Source organism: Streptomyces sp. NPDC026301 (genome assembly GCF_055567935.1).
Genome location: NZ_JBVHPN010000018.1, coordinates 52077 through 75259 on the forward strand (window position 1 = coordinate 52077; position 23183 = coordinate 75259).

Here is a 23183-nt window from a genome sequence, read left to right on the forward strand (position 1 = left end):
ACGGACGTCGTGCCGCCGACCACCCCCTGGAAAAGACCCACGGTCAGGAGGCCGTTCCCCGCGCTGACTGCCGCTTCGCCGCCTGCGCACCAGAAGCGGAACGCGACCGCCCACCACTCGTCGCCGCCGCCGCCTTCCCCGTCGCCTTGGCTTGGGGCTTGGGCTTGGGCTGGGGCTTGGCTTGGGGCTTGGCCCTGCTCTGGGCCTTGCTCTGGGACTTGCTCTGGGTCTGGCCGCCCTGTCCGTCCTCTTCGGGACGGGGCTGTGTCAGCCACACCGCAGCCGCGCCGGCCACCGCGATCGGCCACTCGATGACACCGGCCACGCCGAGCAGCCCCACGCCGGTGTACGCCGCGACGCGTCGCCCGCGCGGTGACACCACGCCCACCGCGTTCAGCGCGCCCTCGGCCGCCTTCGTCACCTCTTTGACACCCGGCACCTGCCGCAGGTGGTCCGGCGAGAACGCGCGAAGCGGTCCCGGAAGCCTGCCTGCCGACGACGACTGCTCCTCGCTCATACCGCCTCCGGTGACTGCCTTTGTCTGCTTTGCCTGCCTCCTGGTTCCCCAAAGGCCACCGACCAATCACACCTCTCACCGATGAGGGTGAATATCGGCGGCATACGCACGCGCCTGGCTTGCCGCCGCTGGACAGCCGGTCCTGGCGCGGTGGGTCACGCGTGGTCAGCGGCGTCGTCGCCGGCACCGGTGGCTCGGCTGTCGTCCGCGTGGACGGTGAAGGCCGCCGTGCGGACGGTGAAGGCCGCCGTGCGGACCGTGCCCCGGTGCTGGAAGTCCAGGAAGAGGCGGTACGCGCCCTTGCTCGGCGCGGTCGCGGTGAACGAGACCTCCGGCCCGGGCTTCGTCTCCCCGTCGCCCGGCTCGCCGTTGGGGTGGACGTGGAGGTACGCCAGGTCGCCCGCGCGCAGGGCGACGAGGTGGCCGTACGCGCCCAGGTACGGCTGGAGATCCCGCACCGGCTTGCCGTTCTTCGTCACGCGCAGCGTGAGTTCGCTCGGCTTGGTCGGGGTCAACTCGCCGTCGAGGCTGACCTGATAGCCGTCGACGGTCGCGGTGGTGGCGCGTTCCGGCAGCTCGGCCGGTTCATAAGAGCCGGTCACGGCGAGGTCCGAGCCGAGGGTCAGGCCCTCCTTCTCGCCCTTCGGGGTGAAGTCGGCGAAGACCCGGTAGCCGCCGGCCTTGGGCAGTTCGGCGGGCGTGGACCAGGTGCCGTCCGCGGCGCGGGTCGGGTGGAGGTGCCGGTACACGGTCAGGTCGCGTGAGGCGACGATGAGGTGCAGTTCCTTGCCGTGTGCGCGCCGGTACGCGGTCACTGGGCGGCCGGTGCTGTCCCGGACAACGGCGAACCGCAGCTCGGCGCGGGCCTTGGCCTTGAGCTCAGGGGTCTTCAGGTCGAGCGTGTAGCCGCGCTCGGCGACCTGCAGACCGCCAGGCGTGGCCGCGCCGTGCTCGGCGGCATCTCCCCCGTGGCCGTGCTGCGCGGCAGCGGGATCGGAGACGACGGGGTGCACCGCGCTTCCCACTCCGTATGCCGTGCCGAACGTCGCGGCGAGCGCGGCGGCGAAGGCGCCGACCTTCAGTCCGGTGTGCATGACGCATCCCCTTCTCCTGGGCCGCCCGACGGCGACCAATCGCCCTCACCATACCCCCGGGGGGTACTAGGTCAAGCGTGATCCCGACCTTGCCATACATACGGGCCGGGGGTATACATGAATCACGCCAGGCAATACCCCCGGGGGGTATGGTCGGCCGTAGCGACCCTTCTACAGGAGGAACAGACATGACCACCACCAGCCCCGACACCGGTCCCGGCACCCGCTCCGGCAACCCCTCCGGCGCCGCCGAAGTCGAGCTCGCCATCGGCGGCATGACCTGCGCCTCCTGCGCCGCGCGGATCGAGAAGAAGCTCAACCGCATGGAAGGCGTCGAGGCGACCGTCAACTACGCCACCGAGAAGGCCAAGGTCAGCTACCGCGGTACGGACGTCGCCGTCAGCGACCTGATCGCCACGGTGGAGGCCACTGGGTACACCGCTCAGGAGCCCGCCCCGCCGGCCCGGACGCCGGGTGAGTCCGGGGGCTTGGCCGAAGACGGCCACGAGTCGGACGACGCACTCCGGCCGCTGCGCCAGCGCCTGATCACCGCCGCCGCGCTCGCCGTCCCCGTGATCGCCATGGCGATGGTCCCGGCGCTGCAGATCGAGTACTGGCAGTGGCTCTCACTGACCCTGGCCGCACCCGTCGTCACGTACGCCGCCTGGCCCTTCCACCGCGCCGCCTGGACCAACGCCAAGCACGGCGCCGCCACGATGGACACGCTGATCTCCGTCGGCACGACGGCGGCGTTCCTGTGGTCGCTGTGGGCGCTGTTCTTCGGTACGGCCGGCACGCCCGGCATGACGCACCCCTTCGAGCTGACCATCGCCCGCACCGACGGCGCGGGCAACATCTACCTCGAAGCCGCCGCCGGCGTCACCGCGTTCATCCTCGCCGGGCGCTACTTCGAAGCCCGCTCCAAGCGCAAGGCGGGCGCCGCCCTGAAGGCGCTGCTCGAACTCGGCGCCAAGGAAGTCACCGTACTGCGCGACGGACGGGAAGTGACCCTGCCCACGGCCGAGTTGGAGGTCGGCGACCGCTTCCTGGTGCGGCCCGGCGAGAAGATCGCCACGGACGGCGCGGTGGTCGAGGGCGCGTCCGCCGTGGACGCCTCGATGCTGACCGGCGAGTCGGTACCGGTGGAGGTCACGGTCGGCGACAACGTCACCGGCGCCACTCTCAACGCCGGCGGCCGGCTCGTCGTCGAGGCCACCCGCGTCGGCGCCGACACCCAGCTCGCCCGAATGGCGAAGCTGGTGGAGGACGCGCAGAACGGCAAGGCCGCCGCCCAGCGCCTCGCCGACAAGATCTCCGCGGTCTTCGTGCCGATCGTGATCGCCCTCGCGCTGGCCACCCTCGGCTTCTGGCTGGGCAACGGCGCGGGCCTGACGGCCGCGTTCACCGCCGCCGTCGCCGTACTGATCATCGCCTGCCCCTGCGCCCTCGGCCTCGCGACGCCGACCGCGCTGATGGTCGGCACCGGCCGTGGAGCCCAGCTCGGCATCCTGATCAAGGGCCCGGAAGTGCTGGAGACGACCCGCAAGGTCGACACCATCGTGCTGGACAAGACCGGCACGGTGACCACGGGACGCATGACACTGCTCGCCACGCACGCCGCAACCGGCACGGACGAAACCGAAGTACTGCGGCTGGCAGGCGCGTTGGAGCACGCGTCCGAGCACCCGATCGCGCAGGCCGTCGCCGCCGGAGCGAGCGCCAAGGTCGGCGCCCTCCCCACTCCCGAGGACTTCACGAACATCGCGGGACTCGGTGTCCAAGGCGTCGTCGACGGCCATGCCGTCCTCGTCGGCCGCGAGAAGCTGCTCGCCGAGTGGGCGATCAAACTGCCGGCCGATCTGGAGCGTGCGAAGGCGGCAGCCGAGGCGGCCGGCCGTACGGCCATCGCGGTGGCCTGGGACGGCGAAGCACGCGCCGTCCTGGAGGTCGCCGACGCTGTGAAGGACACCAGCCCGGAGGCCATCCGGCGACTGCGCGCCCTCGGCCTGACGCCCATCCTCCTCACCGGTGACAACGAGGCCGTCGCGAGGACCGTCGCCGCGGAGGTCGGCATCGACGAGGTGATCGCCGAAGTACTCCCCCAGGACAAGGTCGACGTCATCAAGCGCCTCCAGGCGGAGGGCCGGTCGGTGGCCATGGTCGGCGATGGCGTGAACGACGCCGCGGCCCTCGCCCAGGCCGACCTCGGGCTCGCGATGGGCACCGGTACCGACGCCGCCATCGAGGCCGGCGACCTCACCCTCGTACGCGGCGACCTGCGCGCCGCCGCCGACGCCATCCGCCTCTCCCGCCGCACCCTCGGCACCATCAAGTCCAACCTCTTCTGGGCCTTCGCCTACAACGTCGCGGCCCTGCCCCTCGCCGCCTCCGGCCTGCTCAACCCGATGATCGCCGGCGCGGCCATGGCCTTCTCCTCGGTCTTCGTCGTCGGCAACAGCCTGCGACTGCGCGGATTCCAAGCGGCGGACCACTGACACGGAGGCCACTGAGCAGACCACTGAGCGAAGCAGGACGACCTGTCGTTCGGCGAGCGGGCTCGCTTCGGTATTGTCGACCGCGGAGGTTGTTGTGAGTGTGAATCGGCGAATGCAGACGGCCGGTGCCTGGGGGCATCTGCTGCTCGTCGTCGTGCTCGCGCTGGGCGTCTTCGTGATGCACACGGTGGGCCATCCCCGTGACACCTCCGGCCCGGCCATGGGGGCCGCGGCTCACGCGCCCGCCATGACCACTCACGGCAACGCCGGCAACGACGCCGCCGGTACGGTCTCACCTCAGTACGTCACGGCTGCCGCGCACGCTTCGGAACACAACACCAAGACGTCCTCCAACGCCCCGGGAGCGGGGATGGACATGACGTCTCTGTGCGTGGCCGTGCTCGGTGCCGGCATTCTCCTCGGCCTCCTCCGGGCGGCGCTGGCGCGCCGGGAGGACTGGTTGGTACGGCTTCGCGCCGAGGTCCTGGCCGCGCTGCGGCCCAATGCACCGCCGCCCAGACCACCGGACCTCGCTCACCTGTCTGTCCTGCGGATTTAGGCCGAACGCCACCGCGGGCGTTTCCCACTGCCCGCGTCTCTCGTTCGCCCACTCCGCAGAACACACAGACACGAGGTTTTTCGACATGACCGCCATCAAGCGCAGCATGCGCCGTCCCCGAGCCCGCCGTGTCGCCCTGGTCGGCGTCGTTGCCACCGCCGGGCTGGTGCTCGCCGCGTGCGGTAACAACGACACGAGCACCCCGGAGCACCACGGGGCCAAGGCATCGGCGTCGGCCACCCGGAGCGCCGGGGACAACCCCGCCCCGGGTGCGTTCAACAACGCGGACGTGAAGTTCGCGCAGCTGATGATCCCGCACCACCAGCAGGCCGTGGCCATGTCCGAGCTCGCCGACGGGCGCGCCAAGGACCCGCAGGTCAAGGACCTGGCGACGGAGATCGAGAAGGCCCAGGGCCCGGAGATCGAGAAGATGCGGTCCTGGCTCAAGGCGTGGGGCAAGCCCGAGTCGAGCAGCAGCATGCCCGGCATGGACCACGGCTCCGGCTCGGACAGCTCCAGCATGCCCGGGATGGACCACGGCTCCGGATCCTCGGACGGCTCCGGGATGTCCGGGATGATGTCCGCCAAGGACATGGATGAGCTGAAGGCCGCCACGGGCACGGACTTCGACACGATGTTCGTGAAGATGATGATCGACCATCACAACGGTGCGATCGACATGGCCGAGGACGAGCAGAAGAACGGCAAGAACGCCACGGCCAAGAAGCTCGCCGACGACGTGGTGAAGAACCAGAAGGCCGAGGTCGAGCGCATGAACAAGATCCTCGACCGCCTCTGACCCACTCGCCGCACAGCGGCCGCACTCCCTTCGCCGAGGGGGGCGCGGCCGCTCCTTCCCCGGCGTCATGGCACGGCTGCGCGTTGCCCGACGCCGGGGACGGCTCGGACGAGCGCCAGCACACTCAGACCGAACATCAGCACGCCCAGGGGCAGGTGGAGCTCAGGGACGTGGGCGATGCCGAGCACGACCTGGGCCGAGGCGAGTACGAGGAAGCCTGACGCGTGCCAGACAGGCCACGGCGAGCCGCCGCCCGGCTTCCACGCCAGGAGTGCCGCGAGTACGTACAGCATCGTCGCCCCGTACATCACACGGGCTCCGACGCTGTGCAGCGTCTCTCCATAGGCCCAGGTCAGCAGTAGTCCGGCGGAGACCGCCTGCAGAAATATGGTCAGGGTCTGCAGGCCGATCGCCACCCGCAGTAATAAGGAATTGCGCTGCGCGTTCGCCGTCGTCGACACCTGAGTGGCCATGCCACGGTCTCCTCTTCTGCTGTGGGGCAGTCGATCGGTCGTGGTGGCACCCGAGGCGCCGCGTCCCACTCGACATCGCCGGAACCGTCACGGTGCCGCACCGTGGACACCTGACCGTGGACGCCTGTCAGACCGATCGCATCTGCTGGGTGGACTGCAACACCGAGGTCAGGAAGCGACGCACCGTCTCCAGCTCGCCCGTCGCGAAGTCCTCCGCGACCGCCACCACCTCACCGATCACTGGTCCGAAGAAGGCCCAGCCCAGTTCTGTGGCCTTGTCCTCCACCTCCAGCAGCACGCGTCGCCGATCAGCGGTGTCCCTGCTGCGCCGGACCAGTCCGAGCCGCTCCAGCCGGTCGACCAGCGCAGTGGTCCCGGCCGAGTTCAGACACAGCTGCCGGCCGAGCCATCCTGGCGTTGCGGGGGTGCCGTCCCGTGCCGCGTCCAGCAGGTGGATCAGCGCGCGCACGTCGGTGGGGTGCAACCCGTGGCGCGCGGCGAACTCGGCACCGAGCAGGTCGAACTCCACGGTGACCGCACGCAACAAGTGGACCAGCCCCATCGTTGGGTTCTGATCGTCCATGCACACTCCTGGGGACTCCGACGTAACATCTCGCTCAACGAGAGTATCGCTGAACGAGAGGAATGCCCAGTGTCCCTGGCCGCCTTCAACCTCGCCTACGACGAACTCCGCGTCCGCTGGCCGAAGTTCACTGAGGAGCACGACGTCGACACCCCGTACGGGCGCACCCGGGTCCATGTGTACGGACCGGCCGACGGCAGTCCGCTGGTGCTGCTGCCCGGCGGCCTGGCCACCGGTCTGGTCTGGTTCGCCAACGCGGCAGTTCTCGGTCAGCGCTACCGGGTCCACGCGGTTGACCTGATGGGCGACGCCGGCCGCACCGAACGCCGCGGCACCCCCCTGAAGAACGCCGATGACCTGACCGCCTGGCTGGACGCCCTGCTGGACGGGCTCGGGCTCGCCGGCACGCATCTGTGCGGCCACTCCTACGGTGCCTGGCTGGCCGTCAGATACGCCTTGCACGCACCAAAACGGGTTACCCGCCTCGCCCTCGTCGACCCCACTCAGGTCTTCGCCGGCTTCCGCCCCGGCTACCTGCTGCGGGCGCTGCCCACTCTCCTCCGCCCCAGCCAGGACCGTGCCCGCTCCTTCCTGGCCTGGGAGACGGCACATACCCATCCGGACGAGACCTGGCAGCGCCTCTATGCCCTGGCCACCACCGTTCCCAGCCGTAAGCTCATCGCCGGCGGCCGCCCCCGGGCGGCCGACCTCCGCATGCCCGTACTGGTCCTGCTCGCCGAGCACAGCCGCGCCCACAACGCCCACCACGTGGCCGACCGAGCCCGCCGAGTACTCCCACAGGGCGAGGTGGCAGTGCTCCCGGGGGCCACCCACCACTCCCTGCCACTCACCGCACCGGAACAGCTGAACAACCGGCTGGCGGAATTCCTCAACTGACGGCCCCCGGACGGAACTGTTCAGCAGGATGGATGCCTCCAACCTGGTCTCAACGAAGCGCCCTAGTCGGCCAGGTGGGCGATGAGGGCCTTGGTGACGTCTTCGGTGGAGGCGGTGCCACCGACGTCGCGGGTGAGGATGCCGGCGGCGGTGGTGGCCCGGATCGCCTCGTTCAGCCGGGCGGCCTGTTCGGGCAGGCCGAAGTGGTCGAGCATGAGGGCGGCGCTGCCGACGGCCCCAATGGGGTTGGCGAGGCCCTGCCCGGCGATGTCGGGTGCGGAGCCGTGGACGGGCTCGAACATGCTGGGGAAACGGCGTTCGGGGTTGAGGTTCGCGCTGGCGGCGAGGCCGAGGCTGCCGGCCAGGGCGCTGCCAAGGTCGGAGAGGATGTCGGCGTTGAGGTTGGAGGCGACGACGACGGAGAGGTCCTCGGGCTTCAGGACGAACTTCGCCGACATCGCGTCGACCAGTACGCTTTCGGTCTCCACGTCCGGGTAGTCCTGGGCGACGCGCTTGAAGACATCGTCCCAGAGGACCATGCCGTACTGCTGTGCGTTGCTCTTGGTGACGCTGGAGACCTTGCGCCGGTCGCGGGTACGGGCCAGGTCGAAGGCGAAGCGCATGATGCGTTCGCAGCCCACTTCGGTGAACAGCGCGGACTGGATGGCGACTTCACCCCCGGGCCCGCGACCGGAGAGGTTGCGGCCGCCGAGCCCCGCGTACTCACCCTCGCTGTTCTCGCGTACGACGACCCAGTCGAGAGCGGTGTCATCGGCCTTGCGCAGGGGGCTCTGGACGCCGGGCAGGAAGTGCACCGGGCGGACGTTGGCCCACTGGTCGAAGGACTGACAGATCTTCAGGCGCAGTCCCCACAGGCTGATGTGGTCGGGGACGGTGGGCCAGCCGACCGCGCCGAAGTAGAGGGCGTCGAAGTCCTTGAGCCGGTCGAGTCCGTCGTCGTCGATCATCTTGCCGGTCTTGGCGTAGTAGTCGCAGCCCCAGGGGAACTCCTCCCAGTCGAAGGCGAAGGCGCCGTGGGAGTCCTCGGCCAAGGCGTCCAGTACGGCACGGCCTGCGGCGACCACCTCGGCGCCCACGCCGTCGGCGGGGATGGCGGCGATGCGGAATGTTCGGGGCGTGGTCACGGGTGCCTCCTGCGTGAGCTGGACGGGGATCTTTCGATCTTTCCTCGTTCACGAGTCAACACAGCGGGGCGGGAACCCGTCCAAGACGTGCTTCCGATGCGACCTATAGGTGGCATCGATGAGTTCTGGCCCTGAGTTCTGGCTCAGCGGAGTCGATGGGTTATGGCTGAGTGGAGTCGACGAGTTGTGGCTCAGCTCGGAGGCGATGGGTTATGGCTGAGGGGAGTCGGTGGGTTCTGGCTGTGTCTGCGTGCGTTGGCGGGCGAGTGACTCCGTCAGGTGCAGGAACGAGCGTGCTCCGGGAGTGAGATGGGCGGGCAGACTGATCATGGCGACATGAAGGTAGGCGGTGTTTTCGATCGGCGCGACGACCGCTCCGCAGCGTCGTGCCAGTCGCGTCCACGACGACGGCAGCACCGCGACGCCGACCCCGGTCAGGACGAGCGGGAGGATCGAGGTCCGGTGGTCGACGACCGTGACGATCTCGGTGCCCGTGCCGCCGGCGGTGATGTCGTCGACGATGCTGCGCATCAGACTGCCGGTGCGGGAGGCGATGAGCTTCTGCCCGGCCAGATCGCCCGGGCGCACGGCGACGCCGTCCCGGTACGTACCGTCCGGTGGAGCAACGACCACGAACGGCTGCTCCTCAACGGGCAGCACGTCCACACCGGCGACCTTTACGGGAGCGGCCGATCCCAGCAGGCCCAGCTCGCATGCACCGCTGCGTACCAGGGACACGACCTCTTCGGGGGTGAAGGCGGCCTGCGTGCTCACCGTCACGCCCGGGTGCAGCTCGGCGAAGCGGTGGATGAGGGTGCTCAGCGGCTCGATGCCCGGGGAGGGCATGGACGCCACTTCCACGGTTCCCCGGTGCAGTCCGGACAGCGAAGCGGCGGTGTCCCGTACTGCTGCCATGTCGCGCAGGACCCGGCGGCTGGGGCCGAGCAGTTCGGCGCCTGCCTCGCTGAGGACGACCCCGCGGCCCACCCGGTGAAAGAGTGCGACCCCGAGGTCCGCCTCGAGGTTGGCCATCGACTGGGACAGCGACGGCTGGGCCACATGCAACGCCGCGGCGGCCTTGCTGAAGCCGCCGTGCTCGACTATGGCGAGGAAGTATTCGAGCTGCCTGGCGTCCATGACCCCTCCAAAGGCGGAAACATGTTCGACAGGCGCAGCCTATCGGCCAGGCAGCAACCGGCCTCCCGCGCCGGGCGGGCCGGTGACCGTGACATCGCGGGTGGTGAACCCGGCGGCGCGGGCGGCTGCCACGCTGCCCTCGCCACCGTCTGCGAGCGGCAGCCGGTGTACTCGGATGTCCGGAGCCTTGGATCGCAGGCCGGTTTCGAGCGCGGCGGCGACCTCCTCGGCGGTGAGCGAGCCCTTGAACTTGTCCGGGGCGATCAGGACGGTGGTCATCGCGGCGCCACCTCAGCTCCCTGGGACCGGTCCGCGACGGCACCGCGGACGGCCGCCGGGGTACCCCCGGGCTCCTCGTCCGCACTTGGGCTCTCCGCCACGCTCGGGGCCTCGGCCGCGGCGATCGCCTGGTCGGAAGCGGGTGCGTCGCGCCCGGCGAGCACCGCCCGGGCCCGTTCCAGGTCGAGGTTCTTCTCCCACTTGGCGACGAACAACGTGGCGACCGCGTTGCCGTAGAAGTTGACCAACGCCCGGCACTCCGACATGAACTTGTCGATGCCGAAGATCAGCATGATGCCGGCGGCCGGCACGTGGCCCACCGTCGACAGTGTCGCGGTCAACGCGATGAAGCCGCCACCCGCCACGCCCGCGGCCCCCTTCGACGTCAGCAGCATCACCGCGAGCAGGCCCAGCTGCTGCCCGATCGACAACGGCGTGTCCGTGGCCTGGGCTATGTAGAGGGTGGCCAGGGAGAGGTAGATGGCCGCACCGTCGAGATTGAAGCTGTAGCCGGTCGGTACGACGAGCCCGACCGTGGACTTCTCCACGCCCATGAACTGCAGCTTGCGCATCAGGCCGGGGAGCGCGGGCTCGGCCGTCGAGGTGCCCAGTACCAGAAAGAACTCGTCCTTGAAGTAACGGAACAGCTGGAAGATGTTCAGCTTCACAAAGGCGGCCAGGACCGTGCCCAGCACCACCACGACGAACAGGATCGACGTGACGTAGAACAGCGCTATCAGCGAGCCGAGGCTGGTCAGGGTGGAGAGCCCGAACTTCCCGATGGCGTAGGACATCGCGCCGAACGCACCCAGTGGCGCGGCCTTCATGATGAAGGCCAGTACCTTGAACACCACTTCGGTCAGCCGGTGCACGCTCGCGATGATCGGCTCGCCGATCTTCCCCACGCTTTTGAGCGCGATACCGAAGATCACGGCAAGAAAGATGACCTGCAGGATGTCGCCCTCGACGAACGCACCGAAGACACTGTGCGGCACCAGGTTGGTCAGGAATTCCCACCAGTGCTGATGCTCACCGCTCTTGATGTACTGGTCGGCCTCGCCCGACGTGCTGATCGTGGACGGGTCGGCGTGCACTCCGTCGCCGAGGCGGAAGACGTTGATGGCGATCAGACCCGTCACCAGCGCGACGATGGTGCCCACCTGAAAGTACGTCAGGGCCTTGATGCCGGTCAGGCCGACCTTCTTCAGATCCGCGACCCCCGCGATCCCCCCAATGATGGTCAAGAACACGATCGGCCCGATGAGCATCTTCATCGCCGCGATGAAGGTGGTGCCGATCGGCTCCATCGAGGTGGCAAGATCCGGCCATCGCCAGCCCAGCAGGATTCCGCTGACGATCGCCAGCAGCACCTGCACGTACAACTGCCGCCACCACGGTTTCGCCGGCGTGCCACCGACCACTGCGGCAGGCGCTGGGGTCTGCGTCATTGCAACCTCCTCCAGGCGCGAAGAGGGTCCGGCCTGGCGTGTTCCCAGCAACTGCCGTGCGTTGGCTCCGCATATCGCGCGCCCGGCAGGTGAAGCCGCGACCCACGTGACGCCGAGCCCGATCAGCGCCACGCAAACTGGCAGCCACAGTGAACCCGGTCACACTGCACAGGGTCCACGACCAAAAATCGATGCCCCGTATAGGCCCGGCCTATATGACCGCGAGCAAGCGACGCGGCCTGTTGCGTGGTGGGTGATGCGTGGTCGGCGATGCGTGGTGACTGGCTACTGGCTACTGGCGATTGCCGGCCAATACGTCGGCCGCGATACGCAGGTCCGATACCAGCCCCGCGTACGACGCCTCGCGGTCCTCGGACCGCAGGATCGCCGACGGGTGGAGCGTCGCGACGACGAACCCCATTTCCTGAGGGAGAGCGATGAGGGTGCCCCGGTCCTTCGTCACCCGGAACGACGGCCCCAGCAGCGCCTTACCCGCGGTCGCCCCGAGCGCCACCACGACCTCCGGCTCGACCAGGCGCAGCTCGGCATTCAACCAGGGACGACAGGCCGTCATCTCCCGCAAGCTCGGCGGCTTGTGGATTCGCCGCTTGCCCCGCGTCGCGGTGGTGAACTTGAAGTGCTTCACCGCGTTGGTGACATACGCCTGATCAACGTCGATGGCGGCTTCCCGCAGCGCTTTGTGCAAAAGACCGCCGGCCGGCCCGACGAACGGCTCGCCCTGGCGATCCTCCTGATCGCCCGGCTGCTCGCCGACGAGCATGATGCGTGCCGAGGTACTGCCCGCTCCGAAGACGGTCTGTGTGGCCTCCCGGAACAGCGGGCAGCCCTGGCAATCCGCCGCGGCACGCCGATAAGCGGCGAGCCCCCCGCGCCGGGGCAGGTACGGGGTGGCGTCGTGCTCCTGCCCGGCGGAGTCACTGTCGCTTCCGGTCATCGGCGTCGTCTCCTGAGTCGCTTCAGTCCACCACTGGTGCTGGTGCACTACGCCCTGCTCCAGACCATTTTCGCCGGGTTTCGCCGCCACCGCAGTCGGACACGCCCGCACCGAATCGACCGCCCCTCGCCGCACAGGCACCACCGGGGGCTACGGGCGCCAGGCGTTTCCGTCAGGCCACGCAGAAATTGAGACGCCAAAGGTGACGATGTCAGGCTCAATGATGGGAAGTCTTCTTCTCCCAGGAGAAGAGAGTAGAAGTCGCCCATTCCACCCCGTGAGCGTTGACATACCGCTTCTTCACCCGGCTATAGTTCCGCTCGCTCGAATAAGGCAGGCGTTCGAGTGCCCCCCACGCTCTGTCCGCGCTGCTCGCTTCCACGAGCGTGCGCCCAGGATCACGGGTGCCTGCTCACTGTGGTGGAGGGCAAGTTTCCATGCGTCGTTACCTGATGTATTTAGCGTTCTGTACCGCGCTCATCGCGGCACTCCTGACGATCGATACGGGCCGCAGCCAGGCCACCGGCACCGGCAGCGGCACCGGCAGCGGCAGCGGCACCGGCAGCGCTGGTGCCAGGGCTCAGACGACAGGCCGCGAGGCGGCGACATCCCGCAGCGAAGCCACCTACGCCTACGGCTCGCACACCCGCCAGAAGCTGGACGCCTACTGGAAGCCCACCAGCGGCACCCAACCCGGCGTCGTCATCCTCCACGGCGGTTACTGGTACGAGGACTCCGGCTGGGCCACCTGGTCCCGCACCTTCGCCGACGCCGGCTACGCCACCTTCTCCGTGGACTACCGCCTCAACTTCGACGCCCCCTGGCCGGCGCAACGTAACGACGCCCTCTCCGCCCTCGCCTGGATCAAATCCAACGCGGCCCGCTTCGACCTCGATCCGAACCGCATCGTCATCGTGGGATCGTCCGCCGGCGGTCAGATCGGCACCGCCGTCGCGACGTACGGCTCGGGAAAAACCCGCGTCAAGGGCGTCGTCGGCCTCTCCCCCGTCGCCTCCCCCTACCGCGCCTGGAACGACGGCAACCACACCACCAGCACCGCAAAGGAACGAAAGGTCCGCGACAACGCCACCGTCCTGACGCGCTGCTACCCGGACCCCGCGGACGTCGGCACCTCCATGCACCCGAGCTGCTGGGGCACATGGAAGGACACCGTCGTCAAGAACCGCGCCTCCGGCGCCAACGACGCCCCCATGTACCTCCTCCACTCCGAAAACGACTTCATCCCCGTCACCCACTCCACCGACCTCGAACGCGCCGAGGAAGTCGACCACGACATGCCCGCCAATGGCGTCACCGTCGAAACGGTGCCGGGAGATGCCCACGGCGGCGCCCTCCTCAACGCGCCCGGCATCAAGAACAAGGTGATGTCCTGGATCGGTGCGCGCACTTAGGATTCCCTATAGGACTCCCCATAGGGTTCCCAATAGGACTCCCAAAAAGTGGTGGGCGACGTGGACGGTCATCCGGGATATTGGTCGCCATGAATGAGGTCAAGGTCGTCGTCGCCCATTCCGAGCGCGCTACCCTGCGCGTCGGCGACGTGTTTCTGAAGGTGGACACCGATCAGGCGCGCATCGACGTCGAGGTCGAGGCGATGGCCCTGGCGCCGGTCCCGACCCCGGAGGTCCTGTGGCGCAAGCCTCCCGTGCTCGCGATCGCCGCGGTCCCGGGGGCGGCGCTCGGCCGCCTCGGCGAGCCGTCGACCGCGTCCCCGGCGGCGTGGGCCGCGGCGGGCGCCGCCCTCCGGAAGCTCCACGACGCACCGTTGCCGCCCCGGCCCGGCCGGGCCGGTCGGGACCTCGACGAGCTGGCGGCGGACCTCGACGGCGAGTGCGAGTGGCTCGTGGCGAACGGCGTCCTGCCCGCCGACCTGGTCACCCGCAACCGCCAGGTCGCCGAGGCCGCGCTCCGGCCGTGTCCTCCGGCGTTCACGCACGGCGACCTGCAGATTGCCCACGTGTTCGTCGACGGCGACGAGATCACCGGCATCATCGACTGGTCCGAGGCGGGCCAGGGCGATGCCCTGTACGACCTCGCCACCCTCACGCTCGGACACGAGAAGCACCTCGGCGACGTCATCGCCGGCTACGGCACCGACGTCGACCTCGACGTGATCCGCGCGTGGTGGTCGTTGCGAAGCCTGCTGGGAGTTCGCTGGCTGGTCGAGCACGGCTTCGACCCGACCGCGCCGGGCTGTGAGATCGACGTGCTGAGATCCCGGATGTGAGAGGTCGGTGGTGCGCCGGTCCTTGCCGACGGCCAGCCCGACCCGGGCCGAAGGCCCGGCCTGTCCCGACCAGGCCCGGCCTGGCCCGGCCTGTCCCGGCCTGGCCGCCGCCGGTCACCACCGCATCCGCACGCCGCGTCACCGCGTCACCGCATGGTGAACTTCTTGCGCCAGGCCAGCGAGACGTATACCAGCGCCACCAGCACCGGTACCTCGATGAGTGGGCCGACGACGCCCGACAGTGCCTCGCCGGAGGTGACGCCGAAGGTGGCGATGGCGACCGCGATGGCCAGCTCGAAGTTGTTGCCCGCCGCGGTGAAAGCCAGGGTGGCGGTGCGATCGTACGCGAGGCCCAGGCCCTTGCCGAGGAGGAACGTGCCGAAGAACATCACGGCGAAGTACACCAGCAGCGGCAACGCGATCCGGACCACGTCCAACGGCTGTGAAGTGATCGTCTTCCCCTGCAGGGCGAAGAGGACGACGATCGTGAAGAGCAGGCCGTACAGCGCCCACGGGCCGATCTTCGGCAGGAAGCGGGACTCGTACCGGTCCCGGCCGAGCTTCTTCTCGCCGATGCGGCGGGTGAGGAAACCGGCGAGCAGGGGGACGCCGAGGAAGACGATCACGTTGAGGGCGATGTGCCAGACCGGGACGTCCAGGCCCTGCCCGTTGCCCAGGCCCAGCCACCGCGGCAGCAGGTCGAGGTAGAACCAGCCGAGCAGGCCGAAGGCGACGACCTGGAAGATCGAGTTCAGGGCGACGAGGACGGCGGCGGCCTCGCGGTCGCCACAGGCCAGGTCGTTCCAGATGATCACCATGGCGATGCAGCGCGCCAGGCCGACGACGATGAGGCCGGTGCGGTACTCGGGCAGGTCCGGCAGGAAGACCCAGGCCAGCGCAAACATCACGGCCGGCCCGACGAGCCAGTTGATGACCAGCGACGACACCATGAGCTTCGTGTCGCCGGTGACCGTGTCCAGCTTGTCGTAGCGGACCTTGGCGAGGACCGGGTACATCATGATCAGCAGGCCGAGGGCGATCGGGAGCGAGATGCCGCCGATCTCGACCTCGCTGAGTGCGTCGCCCAGCCCGGGGATGGCCCGTCCCAGGCCGAGGCCGATGGCCATGGCCGCCAGGATCCACCCGGCGAGGAAGCGGTCGAGTGTCGAGAGCTTGCCGACGACCCCCACTTCCTCGGTGCTGGTCACCTCGGTAGTGGATGGGGGTGCTGTCCTGGTCACGGGCAGGGCCTCTTTCGCGCACTGTCGACGGTCGTACGGGCGGACGCGGCCAGCTCCGCGAACTGACCGGCCAGGTGGTCGATGACGTCAGGACGCAGCTTGTAGTAGGTGAAGCGGCCGCACGGCTCGGTATCCACCACTCCTGCCTCTCTGAGCACCTTCAGGTGATTGGAGAGGTTGGTCTGCCGGGCGCCGGTCTCCGCCACCAGGTGGGTCGTACACAGCGTTTCCCTTGCGAGCAGTTGCACGATCTTCAACCTGAGCGGATCGGCGAGGACTCGGATCAGGTCGGTATCGGCTGACGTCATCATGCGCTGATGTTGTCACATCAGTGGGTGCTGACACCATTCTGCGCTGATACCATTCTGTGCTGATACCACCCCGCACTGTCACCCCGCGCGACAAGCGAGAACCTGACGTCCGAGAATCGCTGGGAAGCTGAATGCCCGTCAACACCTGCGGCTGATGCGGGTGTTGCGGCATCCCCGCCTGACCGAGTGACGTCACGCGTTCCTAGAGTGGGCACATGCGCGATGGAACCGATGGCGAGTCGAGGCCGCAGCTACCGTTGATCGAGGGCGAGGAATTCACCTGCGGCCCTCCGCTCGGCGTGGATCCCATGCCGCGCCCGGAAGCCGAGCAGCTCGCCAAGACGCTCAAGGCGGTCGCGGATCCGACCCGGCTCCAGATGCTGAGCCTGCTGCTGGCCGCGCCGGACGGTGAGGCCTGTGTCTGCGATCTCGCCGCGCCTTTGGAACAGGCCCAGCCCACCATCAGCTATCACCTGAAGGTCCTCGCGGACGCCGGGCTGGTCGCACGGCGTCGGTACGGAACGTGGATGTGGTACTCGGTCCGCCCTGACCGCGCCGACCTCCTCTGCACTCTCGTGTGCGCGCGGGCCTGAGAGCAGCAGGAGGCAGCGGGTCCTTGAATGCGGTCGGCGAATACTCGGCGAGTAGTCGGCGAGTATTAGCGAGTTGCCGGCGAGTGCTTTGATAAAGGCCACTACGGGGCTGAGACGCCAACTTCCCGCCATATGACGGACGTTGCATTCGGTACAGAGCGCATCGAAGGAATTTGCCCTCAATCCGAACTCTTCGGGCTTTCCTGCCCTGATGTGCATCAGTTTCCTGACGCCCGCGGACCTGGCGGAAGGTGAGGCCCGTTACATCAACCGCTCCCGGCACCGGCCCGCCACCGATTGGCGTCGAGGCCGCTTCCGGCCACCGGAGGCAAGATCTGCCCAGGAAGCGCGAAGCTGGATATCCTCAAGGCCGCGAGCTGCGGATATCGAGCGTCACTCATGCGATGCTGGATTATCTCGCATAATGAGACAAGGGGGGCGCGTGCTTGAGGCATTAAAGACCGAGGAGACCTCGCATGCGATTGGTGCGCCGCGCCCGCCGTCGGTAGGGACCGGCTGGTACACATCTCCGGGGATCCGCCCCCCGTTGCCACGAATGTGCCGTCGCGCCCGCACAAAACGCCCAACGGAGATGGAAAAACTCATGCTTGACGTTCTGGGAATGAACGCCATCACTGAATCTGTTTACCGAGGGATGCTGTCCCACCCCAACGACGGAGTGGCGGAACTCTGTACCCGGCTGGGCCTCACCGACCAACAGGTACGCACGGCGCTGGACCAGTTGAGCGAGATGGCGCTGATACGCCCCTCGGCCGACGACCCGCAGCACATGCACGCCGTCAGTCCGCACCTGGGCATGGAGATCCTGCTCGCCCAGCAGCAGGCCGAACTCGCGGCCCAGCAGCAGCGCGTGGAGGAGAGCAGGGCCGCGGCCGTCAGGCTCATCTCGGAGTTCACCGAACGGGAATCCGGTGGGTCCGGGGCCGACGTGGAGCATCTCGAAGGCATCGACGCCATCCGGGACCATCTGTCCGCGATGAACCGAGAGGTCGAGGAGGAGATGCTGGGCTTTGCCCCAGGGGGTGCGCAGACGGCAGCCAATATGCGCAACTCTCGGCCGCTCACGGAGCAGTTGATCGACCGGGGCGTCAAGATGCGGACGCTCTACCTCGACAGCATCCGCAACGATCCCGCCACCGTCGCCCATGCCGACTGGCTCACCTCCGTCGGCGCACAGGTACGCACCGTACCCACCCTGCCCAACCGGATGATCATCGCGGACCGCCGTATCGCCATCATCGCGACGAACAGCGACGACACGGCGGTGGGCGCCACCGTCCTGCGGGCACCGGGCATCCTCACCACTCTGTGCTCACTGTTCGAGACCACCTGGAGCAACGCCGAGCCGCTGGGCTCCTCTTCCGAACCGTCGGAGGATGAGGAGCTGACCACTCAGCAGCTGGAGACACTGAGGATGCTCGCGCTGGGCTATACCGACGAGACAATCGCCAAGCGGCTCGGCGTCTCGGCCCGTACGGCCCGGCGTATCTCCACCGCCCTCATGAACCATCTCGACGCACGCAGCCGCTTCCAGGCCGGCGTGCGCGCCGCCCAGCTGGGGCTCGTCTCGGACTGAACAGGGCGGCGAGCGGACCTGCGGCCCGACTGTCACCGGAAACCCGGAGGCAGCCGGGCCGCGGTCTTTCCCGGGGGCGTTTCCGCGGTCGTTCTCTGGCCGGTTCAGGACGCGGCATAAAACGGCCTGCGGTCACCTGTAGTGACAGTGTGCCGGAGGCCTCACCCTCGGCGTATGTATCTCGTTCACCTCGCACTTGAACCGCAGCCACCCGGGAATACGTTGCCCCCGGACACAGGCCGCATCATCGCCGCCTGCGCCACCGGCGAAGATGCCCTTGAGCACGTCGTTGTGCATTCCGACGCCCGGCCGCTTCCGGTCATCGGGTTCTATCTGCGCGCCACCGGCCTCGACGCGGCGGAAGCGGCGGCCGAGCGGGTCTGGCGGCGCGCGGTCGAGGCTCAACCCGCGCTGTCCGACTGGGAACTGAGGCGTGCCGAGGTTCCGCTGCTGATGCCCCACATGCTGTGGCCGGGCGTGGACAGCTAGCTCGGGGTCCGGTTCCGGGCCTGAATGGGCCAAGGCCACTTCGGTCCACTTGTTTCCTCTTCCGCAGGCTTCCGGGCGACGGCAAGCTCTTTCTCAGAACGAAAACGAACCCCCCGGAGAAAGGGCAGTAGAGATGAGCAAGCGAATTCTTCACAATGTGGCCGCCGGTGTCTTTGTCGCCGCTCTTGGATTCGCCATTCAGAATTCCGCGCAGAACGACGCTCCGGTCGAGCAGAAGAATTCCACGCAGCTCACCTCTCAGTCCTCGGACGAGCCCGGTTGGCAGTTCGCCTCTCAGTCCTCGGACGAGCCCGGTTGGCAGTTCGCCGCCGGCGCTGCGGACGAGCCGGGCTGGCAGCTCGTTGCCGCCAGTGCGGAGCCCGGCTGGCAGTAAGCCCCGCGAGTCACGCTCGCTCGCCCCGACCGCCTCTGCCGGACACTCCGGCGCATCAGCAAGAACCGCCAGAAAGGACGCAGCATGAGTGCTGAGGAAGTCCGGATCCAGGGCAACTCGGTCTCTGCCCTCGCCGAAGAGTTCGGTACCCCCCTGTTCGTCTACGACGCCGATGTCCTGGAGCAGACCTACTGCGAACTGCGCGGCCAGCTCCCCGATCCGGTCGACATCTTCTTCTCCTTGAAGGCCAATCCGAACATCAGCGTCTGCGGGTTCCTCAACTCCCAGGGCGCCGGCGCCGAGGTCTCCTCGTACGTCGAACTCACCACCGCGCTGAAAGCGGGCGCCGCAGCCGAGGACATCATCTTCCTCGGCCCCGGCAAGGATCTGCGGGAGCTCACGGCCTGCCTGGACGCCGGGATTCATGCGGTGGTCGTCGAATCGCTCGACGAACTCCGGCAGCTGGACGCGCTGATGGCGGAGCGCGGAGGCGGCGAATGCCCTGTGCTGCTCCGGGTCAACCCCGCCTTCGGCACCAAGGGTTCCGGGCTCGCGATGGGCGGCAAGCCACGCCAGTTCGGCATCGATGAGGCGGAACTCAGGCGGTCCAAGAGTGCCTTGGCGGAACTTCGGCACGTACGTGTGAAGGGCGTGCACGCTTACATGGGCACGCGCTTCCTCCATCACGAGGACGTCGTCCACAACACTCGCCAGATTCTGGCGACCGCCGAGGACTTGGCAGGACAGCTCGGATTCCCGCTGGAGACCGTGGACTTCGGCGGCGGCCTCGGAGTCGCCTACTTCGACAACGAGACGGACCTCGATATCGGCGCCTTGGGCGAGGGGATGCGCGAAGCGGTCGCGCCCTTCGCCGAACGCAACCCGAAATGCCGCCTGATCATGGAGCTCGGCCGTTACCTCACCGCCATGGCCGGCACCTATGTCGTACGCGCCCGGTACGTGAAGGAGTCCATGGGCGAGGCGTTCGTCGTCGCGGACGGCGGCACCAATCACCACATGGCGGCCGTCGGCGTCGGCAGCTTCGTCAAGCGCAACTTCCCCGTGCGCCACCTCAACCGACCCACCGACCCGCCCGCCCGCCGCTACTCCCTGACCGGCCCGCTGTGCACCCCCAATGACGTCGTGGCCAAGAAGGTCGAGCTGCCCGAGGTGAAGCCGGGCGACCTGCTGGGCGTCGAGCGCTCCGGAGCGTACGGACCGACCGCGTCTCCCGGCCTCTTCCTCAGCCACGGCTATCCGGCCGAGGTCATGGTCCACCGCGGCCGCGCCCGCCTCGTACGGGAGCGCGACACCACCGAGGACCTGCTGTCCAAGCAGCACCTCATCGACTTCGGCGCGTCTCACGGATCAGACGAATCGCCTTGAGTCGCACCGCACACCACGCGGCCAGAATCGGGCTCGACGTACTGGAACACGGCGAGCTCAGTCGGCTGCTCACCAGGCCTTGGTTCCTGCGCTTCAGCTACGCCCCCGAAGAGACCGCCCGCGCCGAGGCGATGGGAGCGGAACGCCGCCTGGAGTTCCTGGCCGGCAGATTCGCCGCCAAGGAAGCCATTCTCAAGGTCCTCGGCACCGGCATGCTCCAGGGCGTCGCCCCCCGCGAGATCTATGTGGACCGCGACGACGACGGAGCACCGGTCGTCCGGCTCCGCGGACGCGCCGCCAAGCTGGCGACGTCGGAGATCGCGCTGTCCATCACCCACAAGCAGAACGTCGTGGCGGCGGTTGCGATCAGCATGCCCTCCGCCATGGACGCAGACCCCGTAACCACCGCAGACCACGTAACCACCGCCGGCCCCGTCACCACTCCGGCGCTCAGCACCGACAGAAAGGAGCTCGTCATCATGTCCCCGGCGGACAACGGCGAGGAACCCGAGATCACGGCCTTCCTGCGCGTACGCATCGGTCAGGAAGAGGCCCACTACGGCGGCGGCCTGGTCGACGGCGCCCGCATCCTCCGGCTCTTCGGAGACCTCGTCACCGAGATCACCGTACGTACGGACGGCGACGAGGGACTGCTCTCGGAGTATTCCGGCATCCGCTTCACCGCTCCGGTGGCGCCGGGCGACTACGTCGAGGCCAGCGGGCGGCTCGTCCGGAGGACCAGGCTGCGCAGGGTGGTCGAGCTGCAGGCGTACAAGGTCATCGCGGCCCGCCCCGACTCGGGCCCCAGCGCCGCCGACGTCCTCGACGAACCGCAGCTCCTGTGCACGGCCACCGCCACGACGGTGGTCCCGCCGCCCAAGAAGAACGGCAAGAAGACCGCCAAGGACGCCAAGACCGCCAAGATCCCGGCCGAGTCGGCCGCCCTGCCGGCCAAGGCCGCCGCCCTCAAGGAGTCGTGATGGCCCCCACCCCCCACCTCCTGCACGACCTGCTCGACCAGGCCGCCGAGCGCGGCCCGGACTCCCCCGCTCTGACGAGCCAGGGCGTCAACCTCACCTACGGAGAGCTGGCCGAGGCGAGCGTCCGGCTGGCCGGCCGCCTCCACCGGGAAGGGCTGAGCCGAGGCGACCGTATGGTCGTGACCGCTTCCGACGGTGTCGGCATCACGGTCCTGGTGTACGCGGCATCGCGCCTCGGAGCCGTCTACAGCATCCTGCACGAGCAGGTACGCGGCGGTCCGCTGGAGCACGTGCTCACGGACTGCGAACCCGCGCTCCTGGTCTCCGACGACCCGGACGCCCTCGGCACCGCCACGGCCCACGGCGTGAGGTCGCTGCTGCTGGAGGATGTCCTGCGGCCCGCGCTCGATGCCCGTACGGACGCCGCCCCGCTGCCGCAGCGGCCCGGCACCCTCGCCGTCGACCCGATCAGCCTGATCTACACCTCCGGGACGACGGCACTGCCCAAGGCCGTGGTCAGCACCCATGAGCAGGTGGTCTTCGCGGCCTCGGCGATCCATGCCTGCCTCAACTACCGCAGCGATGATGTCGTTTACTGCCCGCTGCCGCTCTCCTTCGACTACGGCCTCTACCAGGTGTACCTCGCCGCTCTCAGCGGTGCCCATCTGCACCTGGGCACGGTCGCCGAAGTCGGCCCACCGCTCCTCCGCAGCCTTGAGGCGGCCGGCGCGACGGTCCTGCCCGGTGTCCCCTCGGTCTCCGACCGGCTGGCCTGGCTGGTCCGCCGCAGTCCCGGCAAGCTGAGCAAGCTGCGCCTGCTCACCAACACGGGTGCCGCGCTGAACGACAGCACCATGAAGAGCCTGCGTGAGGCCCTGCCCAACTTGCGCATCCAGGTCATGTACGGCCTCACCGAGTGCAAGCGGACCGCGATCATGCCTCCGGACGGCGACCTGGAACACCCGGGTTCGTGCGGTCTGCCGCTGCCCGGCACCGAGGTCTTCGTGATCGACGACGACGGGAAGCGGCTGCCTCCGGGCGAGATCGGCCAGTTCGTCGTACGCGGCCCGAATGTGATGGCCGGTTACTGGCGCCGCCCCGAACTGAACGCCGAGCGCTTCCCGCGCGCCGAGGGGCTCTTCCCCGAGCTGCGCACGGGCGACTACGGCTGGCAGGACGACCAGGGCTACCTGTACTTCGCCGGCCGCCGGGACGACCTCTACAAGGAGCGGGGCTTCCGGCTCAGCGCCACCGAGGTCGAGGCCGCCGCGACCCGTGTCGAGGGCGTGACGTCGGCGGCCGTGCTGCCTCCGCAGGGCAAGAAGTCCGCACTGCTCGCGGTGGTCGCCGACATCACGGCCGACGAAGTGCGCGAGCACATGCGTGAACAGATCGAACCCTTCAAGATCCCGCGGCGTTGCGTACGGCTCGACGCCCTGCCCACGAACGGCAACGGCAAGGTCGACCGGAAGAAGCTCGCCGAGCTGGTCGAACAAGCCTCCACGGGGACGCTCACCGATGTCCTCCAGTGGCGCCCTGCTCTCTGACCAGCATTCAACGAAG

At 68.6% G+C, this 23183-nt stretch carries 23 protein-coding genes and 1 pseudogene; 13 read left to right on the top strand and 11 right to left on the bottom strand.

Going from position 1 to position 23183, the window contains the following annotated elements; translation table 11 throughout:
* Positions 1-43: 43 nt before the first annotated feature.
* Positions 44-517 carry a hypothetical protein gene (locus tag ACZ4MH_RS27635; RefSeq protein ID WP_351586360.1) on the bottom strand — a complete coding sequence of 158 codons (474 nt, stop codon included), beginning with the start codon at positions 515-517 and terminating at the stop codon, positions 44-46.
* Between the two features lie 155 nt (positions 518-672).
* Positions 673-1611, bottom strand: coding sequence for a hypothetical protein (locus ACZ4MH_RS27640; protein ID WP_351586358.1), 939 nt, complete (start codon positions 1609-1611; stop codon positions 673-675).
* A 188-nt stretch (positions 1612-1799) separates the two neighbouring features.
* Between ACZ4MH_RS27640 and ACZ4MH_RS27645 the strand changes: the two genes are divergently transcribed.
* The 3 genes from ACZ4MH_RS27645 (at position 1800) to ACZ4MH_RS27655 (ending at position 5464) form a co-directional block, all read left to right on the top strand.
* Positions 1800-4106: a heavy metal translocating P-type ATPase gene (locus ACZ4MH_RS27645; protein ID WP_351586357.1), complete on the top strand. Its 2307-nt coding sequence runs from the start codon at positions 1800-1802 to the stop codon at positions 4104-4106.
* 112 nt (positions 4107-4218) lie between these two features.
* Positions 4219-4665, top strand: coding sequence for a DUF6153 family protein (locus tag ACZ4MH_RS27650; RefSeq protein WP_351586356.1), 447 nt, complete (start codon positions 4219-4221; stop codon positions 4663-4665).
* Positions 4666-4750: 85 nt separating this feature from the next.
* On the top strand, positions 4751-5464 hold the full coding sequence (locus ACZ4MH_RS27655; RefSeq protein WP_351586354.1) for a DUF305 domain-containing protein: 714 nt from the start codon (positions 4751-4753) through the stop codon (positions 5462-5464).
* Between the two features lie 65 nt (positions 5465-5529).
* Here ACZ4MH_RS27655 and ACZ4MH_RS27660 read toward each other — a convergent pair whose 3' ends face one another.
* Positions 5530-5937, bottom strand: coding sequence for a hypothetical protein (locus ACZ4MH_RS27660; protein WP_351586352.1), 408 nt, complete (start codon positions 5935-5937; stop codon positions 5530-5532).
* A gap of 127 nt (positions 5938-6064) precedes the next feature.
* On the bottom strand, positions 6065-6520 hold the full coding sequence (locus ACZ4MH_RS27665; RefSeq protein WP_351586350.1) for a MarR family winged helix-turn-helix transcriptional regulator: 456 nt from the start codon (positions 6518-6520) through the stop codon (positions 6065-6067).
* A gap of 69 nt (positions 6521-6589) precedes the next feature.
* Between ACZ4MH_RS27665 and ACZ4MH_RS27670 the strand changes: the two genes are divergently transcribed.
* On the top strand, positions 6590-7417 hold the full coding sequence (locus ACZ4MH_RS27670; protein ID WP_351586348.1) for an alpha/beta fold hydrolase: 828 nt from the start codon (positions 6590-6592) through the stop codon (positions 7415-7417).
* A gap of 62 nt (positions 7418-7479) precedes the next feature.
* Here the strand turns inward: ACZ4MH_RS27670 and ACZ4MH_RS27675 are convergent, their stop codons facing one another.
* The 5 genes and pseudogenes from ACZ4MH_RS27675 to ACZ4MH_RS27695 all read right to left on the bottom strand — a co-directional run bounded on the left by ACZ4MH_RS27675 (position 7480) and on the right by ACZ4MH_RS27695 (position 12381).
* Complete coding sequence (locus ACZ4MH_RS27675) at positions 7480-8562, bottom strand: tartrate dehydrogenase (protein ID WP_351586346.1); 1083 nt, start codon at positions 8560-8562, stop codon at positions 7480-7482.
* A 210-nt stretch (positions 8563-8772) separates the two neighbouring features.
* Positions 8773-9699 (bottom strand): LysR family transcriptional regulator, encoded by a 927-nt coding sequence (locus tag ACZ4MH_RS27680; RefSeq protein WP_351586344.1) that lies wholly within the window; start codon positions 9697-9699, stop codon positions 8773-8775.
* A 69-nt stretch (positions 9700-9768) separates the two neighbouring features.
* A pseudogene (locus tag ACZ4MH_RS27685) lies at positions 9769-9978 on the bottom strand (glycerate kinase); the annotation flags it as partial.
* Complete coding sequence (gene dctA, locus ACZ4MH_RS27690; protein WP_351586480.1) at positions 9975-11426, bottom strand: C4-dicarboxylate transporter DctA; 1452 nt, start codon at positions 11424-11426, stop codon at positions 9975-9977. The pseudogene ACZ4MH_RS27685 and the gene dctA, both read right to left, overlap by 4 nt.
* 292 nt (positions 11427-11718) lie before the next feature.
* Positions 11719-12381: a UdgX family uracil-DNA binding protein gene (locus ACZ4MH_RS27695; RefSeq protein WP_351586342.1), complete on the bottom strand. Its 663-nt coding sequence runs from the start codon at positions 12379-12381 to the stop codon at positions 11719-11721.
* Positions 12382-12818: 437 nt separating this feature from the next.
* Between ACZ4MH_RS27695 and ACZ4MH_RS27700 the strand changes: the two genes are divergently transcribed.
* Positions 12819-13793, top strand: coding sequence for an alpha/beta hydrolase (locus ACZ4MH_RS27700; RefSeq protein ID WP_351586340.1), 975 nt, complete (start codon positions 12819-12821; stop codon positions 13791-13793).
* An 89-nt stretch (positions 13794-13882) separates the two neighbouring features.
* Positions 13883-14629, top strand: a complete 747-nt coding sequence (locus ACZ4MH_RS27705) for a phosphotransferase family protein (RefSeq protein ID WP_351586338.1) — start codon at positions 13883-13885, stop codon at positions 14627-14629.
* Between the two features lie 146 nt (positions 14630-14775).
* On the opposite strand, the gene arsB is transcribed toward ACZ4MH_RS27705, so the two are convergent.
* Positions 14776-15870 carry an ACR3 family arsenite efflux transporter gene (gene arsB / locus ACZ4MH_RS27710; RefSeq protein ID WP_351586336.1) on the bottom strand — a complete coding sequence of 365 codons (1095 nt, stop codon included), beginning with the start codon at positions 15868-15870 and terminating at the stop codon, positions 14776-14778.
* Positions 15867-16181 carry an ArsR/SmtB family transcription factor gene (locus ACZ4MH_RS27715; RefSeq protein ID WP_351586334.1) on the bottom strand — a complete coding sequence of 105 codons (315 nt, stop codon included), beginning with the start codon at positions 16179-16181 and terminating at the stop codon, positions 15867-15869. The genes arsB and ACZ4MH_RS27715 overlap by 4 nt, the downstream gene beginning before the upstream one ends.
* Before the next feature lie 215 nt (positions 16182-16396).
* Between ACZ4MH_RS27715 and ACZ4MH_RS27720 the strand changes: the two genes are divergently transcribed.
* From ACZ4MH_RS27720 to ACZ4MH_RS27750, 7 genes are all read left to right on the top strand, one after another.
* Positions 16397-16774, top strand: a complete 378-nt coding sequence (locus tag ACZ4MH_RS27720) for an ArsR/SmtB family transcription factor (protein WP_351586332.1) — start codon at positions 16397-16399, stop codon at positions 16772-16774.
* Positions 16775-17453: 679 nt separating this feature from the next.
* Positions 17454-18371 (top strand): helix-turn-helix transcriptional regulator, encoded by a 918-nt coding sequence (locus ACZ4MH_RS27725; RefSeq protein WP_351586330.1) that lies wholly within the window; start codon positions 17454-17456, stop codon positions 18369-18371.
* 174 nt (positions 18372-18545) lie between these two features.
* Positions 18546-18860 carry a hypothetical protein gene (locus ACZ4MH_RS27730; RefSeq protein WP_351586328.1) on the top strand — a complete coding sequence of 105 codons (315 nt, stop codon included), beginning with the start codon at positions 18546-18548 and terminating at the stop codon, positions 18858-18860.
* A gap of 133 nt (positions 18861-18993) precedes the next feature.
* Positions 18994-19254 carry a hypothetical protein gene (locus ACZ4MH_RS27735; protein ID WP_351586326.1) on the top strand — a complete coding sequence of 87 codons (261 nt, stop codon included), beginning with the start codon at positions 18994-18996 and terminating at the stop codon, positions 19252-19254.
* An 84-nt stretch (positions 19255-19338) separates the two neighbouring features.
* Complete coding sequence (locus tag ACZ4MH_RS27740) at positions 19339-20640, top strand: type III PLP-dependent enzyme (RefSeq protein WP_351586324.1); 1302 nt, start codon at positions 19339-19341, stop codon at positions 20638-20640.
* Positions 20637-21620, top strand: coding sequence for a holo-ACP synthase (locus ACZ4MH_RS27745; protein WP_351586322.1), 984 nt, complete (start codon positions 20637-20639; stop codon positions 21618-21620). The genes ACZ4MH_RS27740 and ACZ4MH_RS27745 overlap by 4 nt, the downstream gene beginning before the upstream one ends.
* Positions 21620-23167 carry a class I adenylate-forming enzyme family protein gene (locus ACZ4MH_RS27750; protein ID WP_351586320.1) on the top strand — a complete coding sequence of 516 codons (1548 nt, stop codon included), beginning with the start codon at positions 21620-21622 and terminating at the stop codon, positions 23165-23167. The genes ACZ4MH_RS27745 and ACZ4MH_RS27750 overlap by 1 nt, the downstream gene beginning before the upstream one ends.
* Positions 23168-23183: the final 16 nt, after the last annotated feature.

Bases quoted from the DNA above. Each gene is read 5' to 3' on its own strand.
- ACZ4MH_RS27635 (WP_351586360.1), bottom strand. From the start codon at position 517: ATGAGCGAGGAGCAGTCGTCGTCGGCAGGCAGGCTTCCGGGACCGCTT.
- ACZ4MH_RS27665 (WP_351586350.1), bottom strand. From the start codon at position 6,520: ATGGACGATCAGAACCCAACGATGGGGCTGGTCCACTTGTTGCGTGCG.
- ACZ4MH_RS27640 (WP_351586358.1), bottom strand. From the start codon at position 1,611: ATGCACACCGGACTGAAGGTCGGCGCCTTCGCCGCCGCGCTCGCCGCG.
- ACZ4MH_RS27700 (WP_351586340.1), top strand. From the start codon at position 12,819: ATGCGTCGTTACCTGATGTATTTAGCGTTCTGTACCGCGCTCATCGCG.
- ACZ4MH_RS27750 (WP_351586320.1), top strand. From the start codon at position 21,620: ATGGCCCCCACCCCCCACCTCCTGCACGACCTGCTCGACCAGGCCGCC.
- ACZ4MH_RS27645 (WP_351586357.1), top strand. From the start codon at position 1,800: ATGACCACCACCAGCCCCGACACCGGTCCCGGCACCCGCTCCGGCAAC.
- ACZ4MH_RS27735 (WP_351586326.1), top strand. From the start codon at position 18,994: ATGAGCAAGCGAATTCTTCACAATGTGGCCGCCGGTGTCTTTGTCGCC.
- ACZ4MH_RS27660 (WP_351586352.1), bottom strand. From the start codon at position 5,937: ATGGCCACTCAGGTGTCGACGACGGCGAACGCGCAGCGCAATTCCTTA.
- ACZ4MH_RS27740 (WP_351586324.1), top strand. From the start codon at position 19,339: ATGAGTGCTGAGGAAGTCCGGATCCAGGGCAACTCGGTCTCTGCCCTC.
- ACZ4MH_RS27650 (WP_351586356.1), top strand. From the start codon at position 4,219: ATGCAGACGGCCGGTGCCTGGGGGCATCTGCTGCTCGTCGTCGTGCTC.
- ACZ4MH_RS27715 (WP_351586334.1), bottom strand. From the start codon at position 16,181: ATGATGACGTCAGCCGATACCGACCTGATCCGAGTCCTCGCCGATCCG.
- ACZ4MH_RS27720 (WP_351586332.1), top strand. From the start codon at position 16,397: ATGCGCGATGGAACCGATGGCGAGTCGAGGCCGCAGCTACCGTTGATC.
- ACZ4MH_RS27695 (WP_351586342.1), bottom strand. From the start codon at position 12,381: ATGACCGGAAGCGACAGTGACTCCGCCGGGCAGGAGCACGACGCCACC.
- dctA (WP_351586480.1), bottom strand. From the start codon at position 11,426: ATGACGCAGACCCCAGCGCCTGCCGCAGTGGTCGGTGGCACGCCGGCG.
- ACZ4MH_RS27680 (WP_351586344.1), bottom strand. From the start codon at position 9,699: ATGGACGCCAGGCAGCTCGAATACTTCCTCGCCATAGTCGAGCACGGC.
- ACZ4MH_RS27705 (WP_351586338.1), top strand. From the start codon at position 13,883: ATGAATGAGGTCAAGGTCGTCGTCGCCCATTCCGAGCGCGCTACCCTG.
- ACZ4MH_RS27655 (WP_351586354.1), top strand. From the start codon at position 4,751: ATGACCGCCATCAAGCGCAGCATGCGCCGTCCCCGAGCCCGCCGTGTC.
- ACZ4MH_RS27730 (WP_351586328.1), top strand. From the start codon at position 18,546: ATGTATCTCGTTCACCTCGCACTTGAACCGCAGCCACCCGGGAATACG.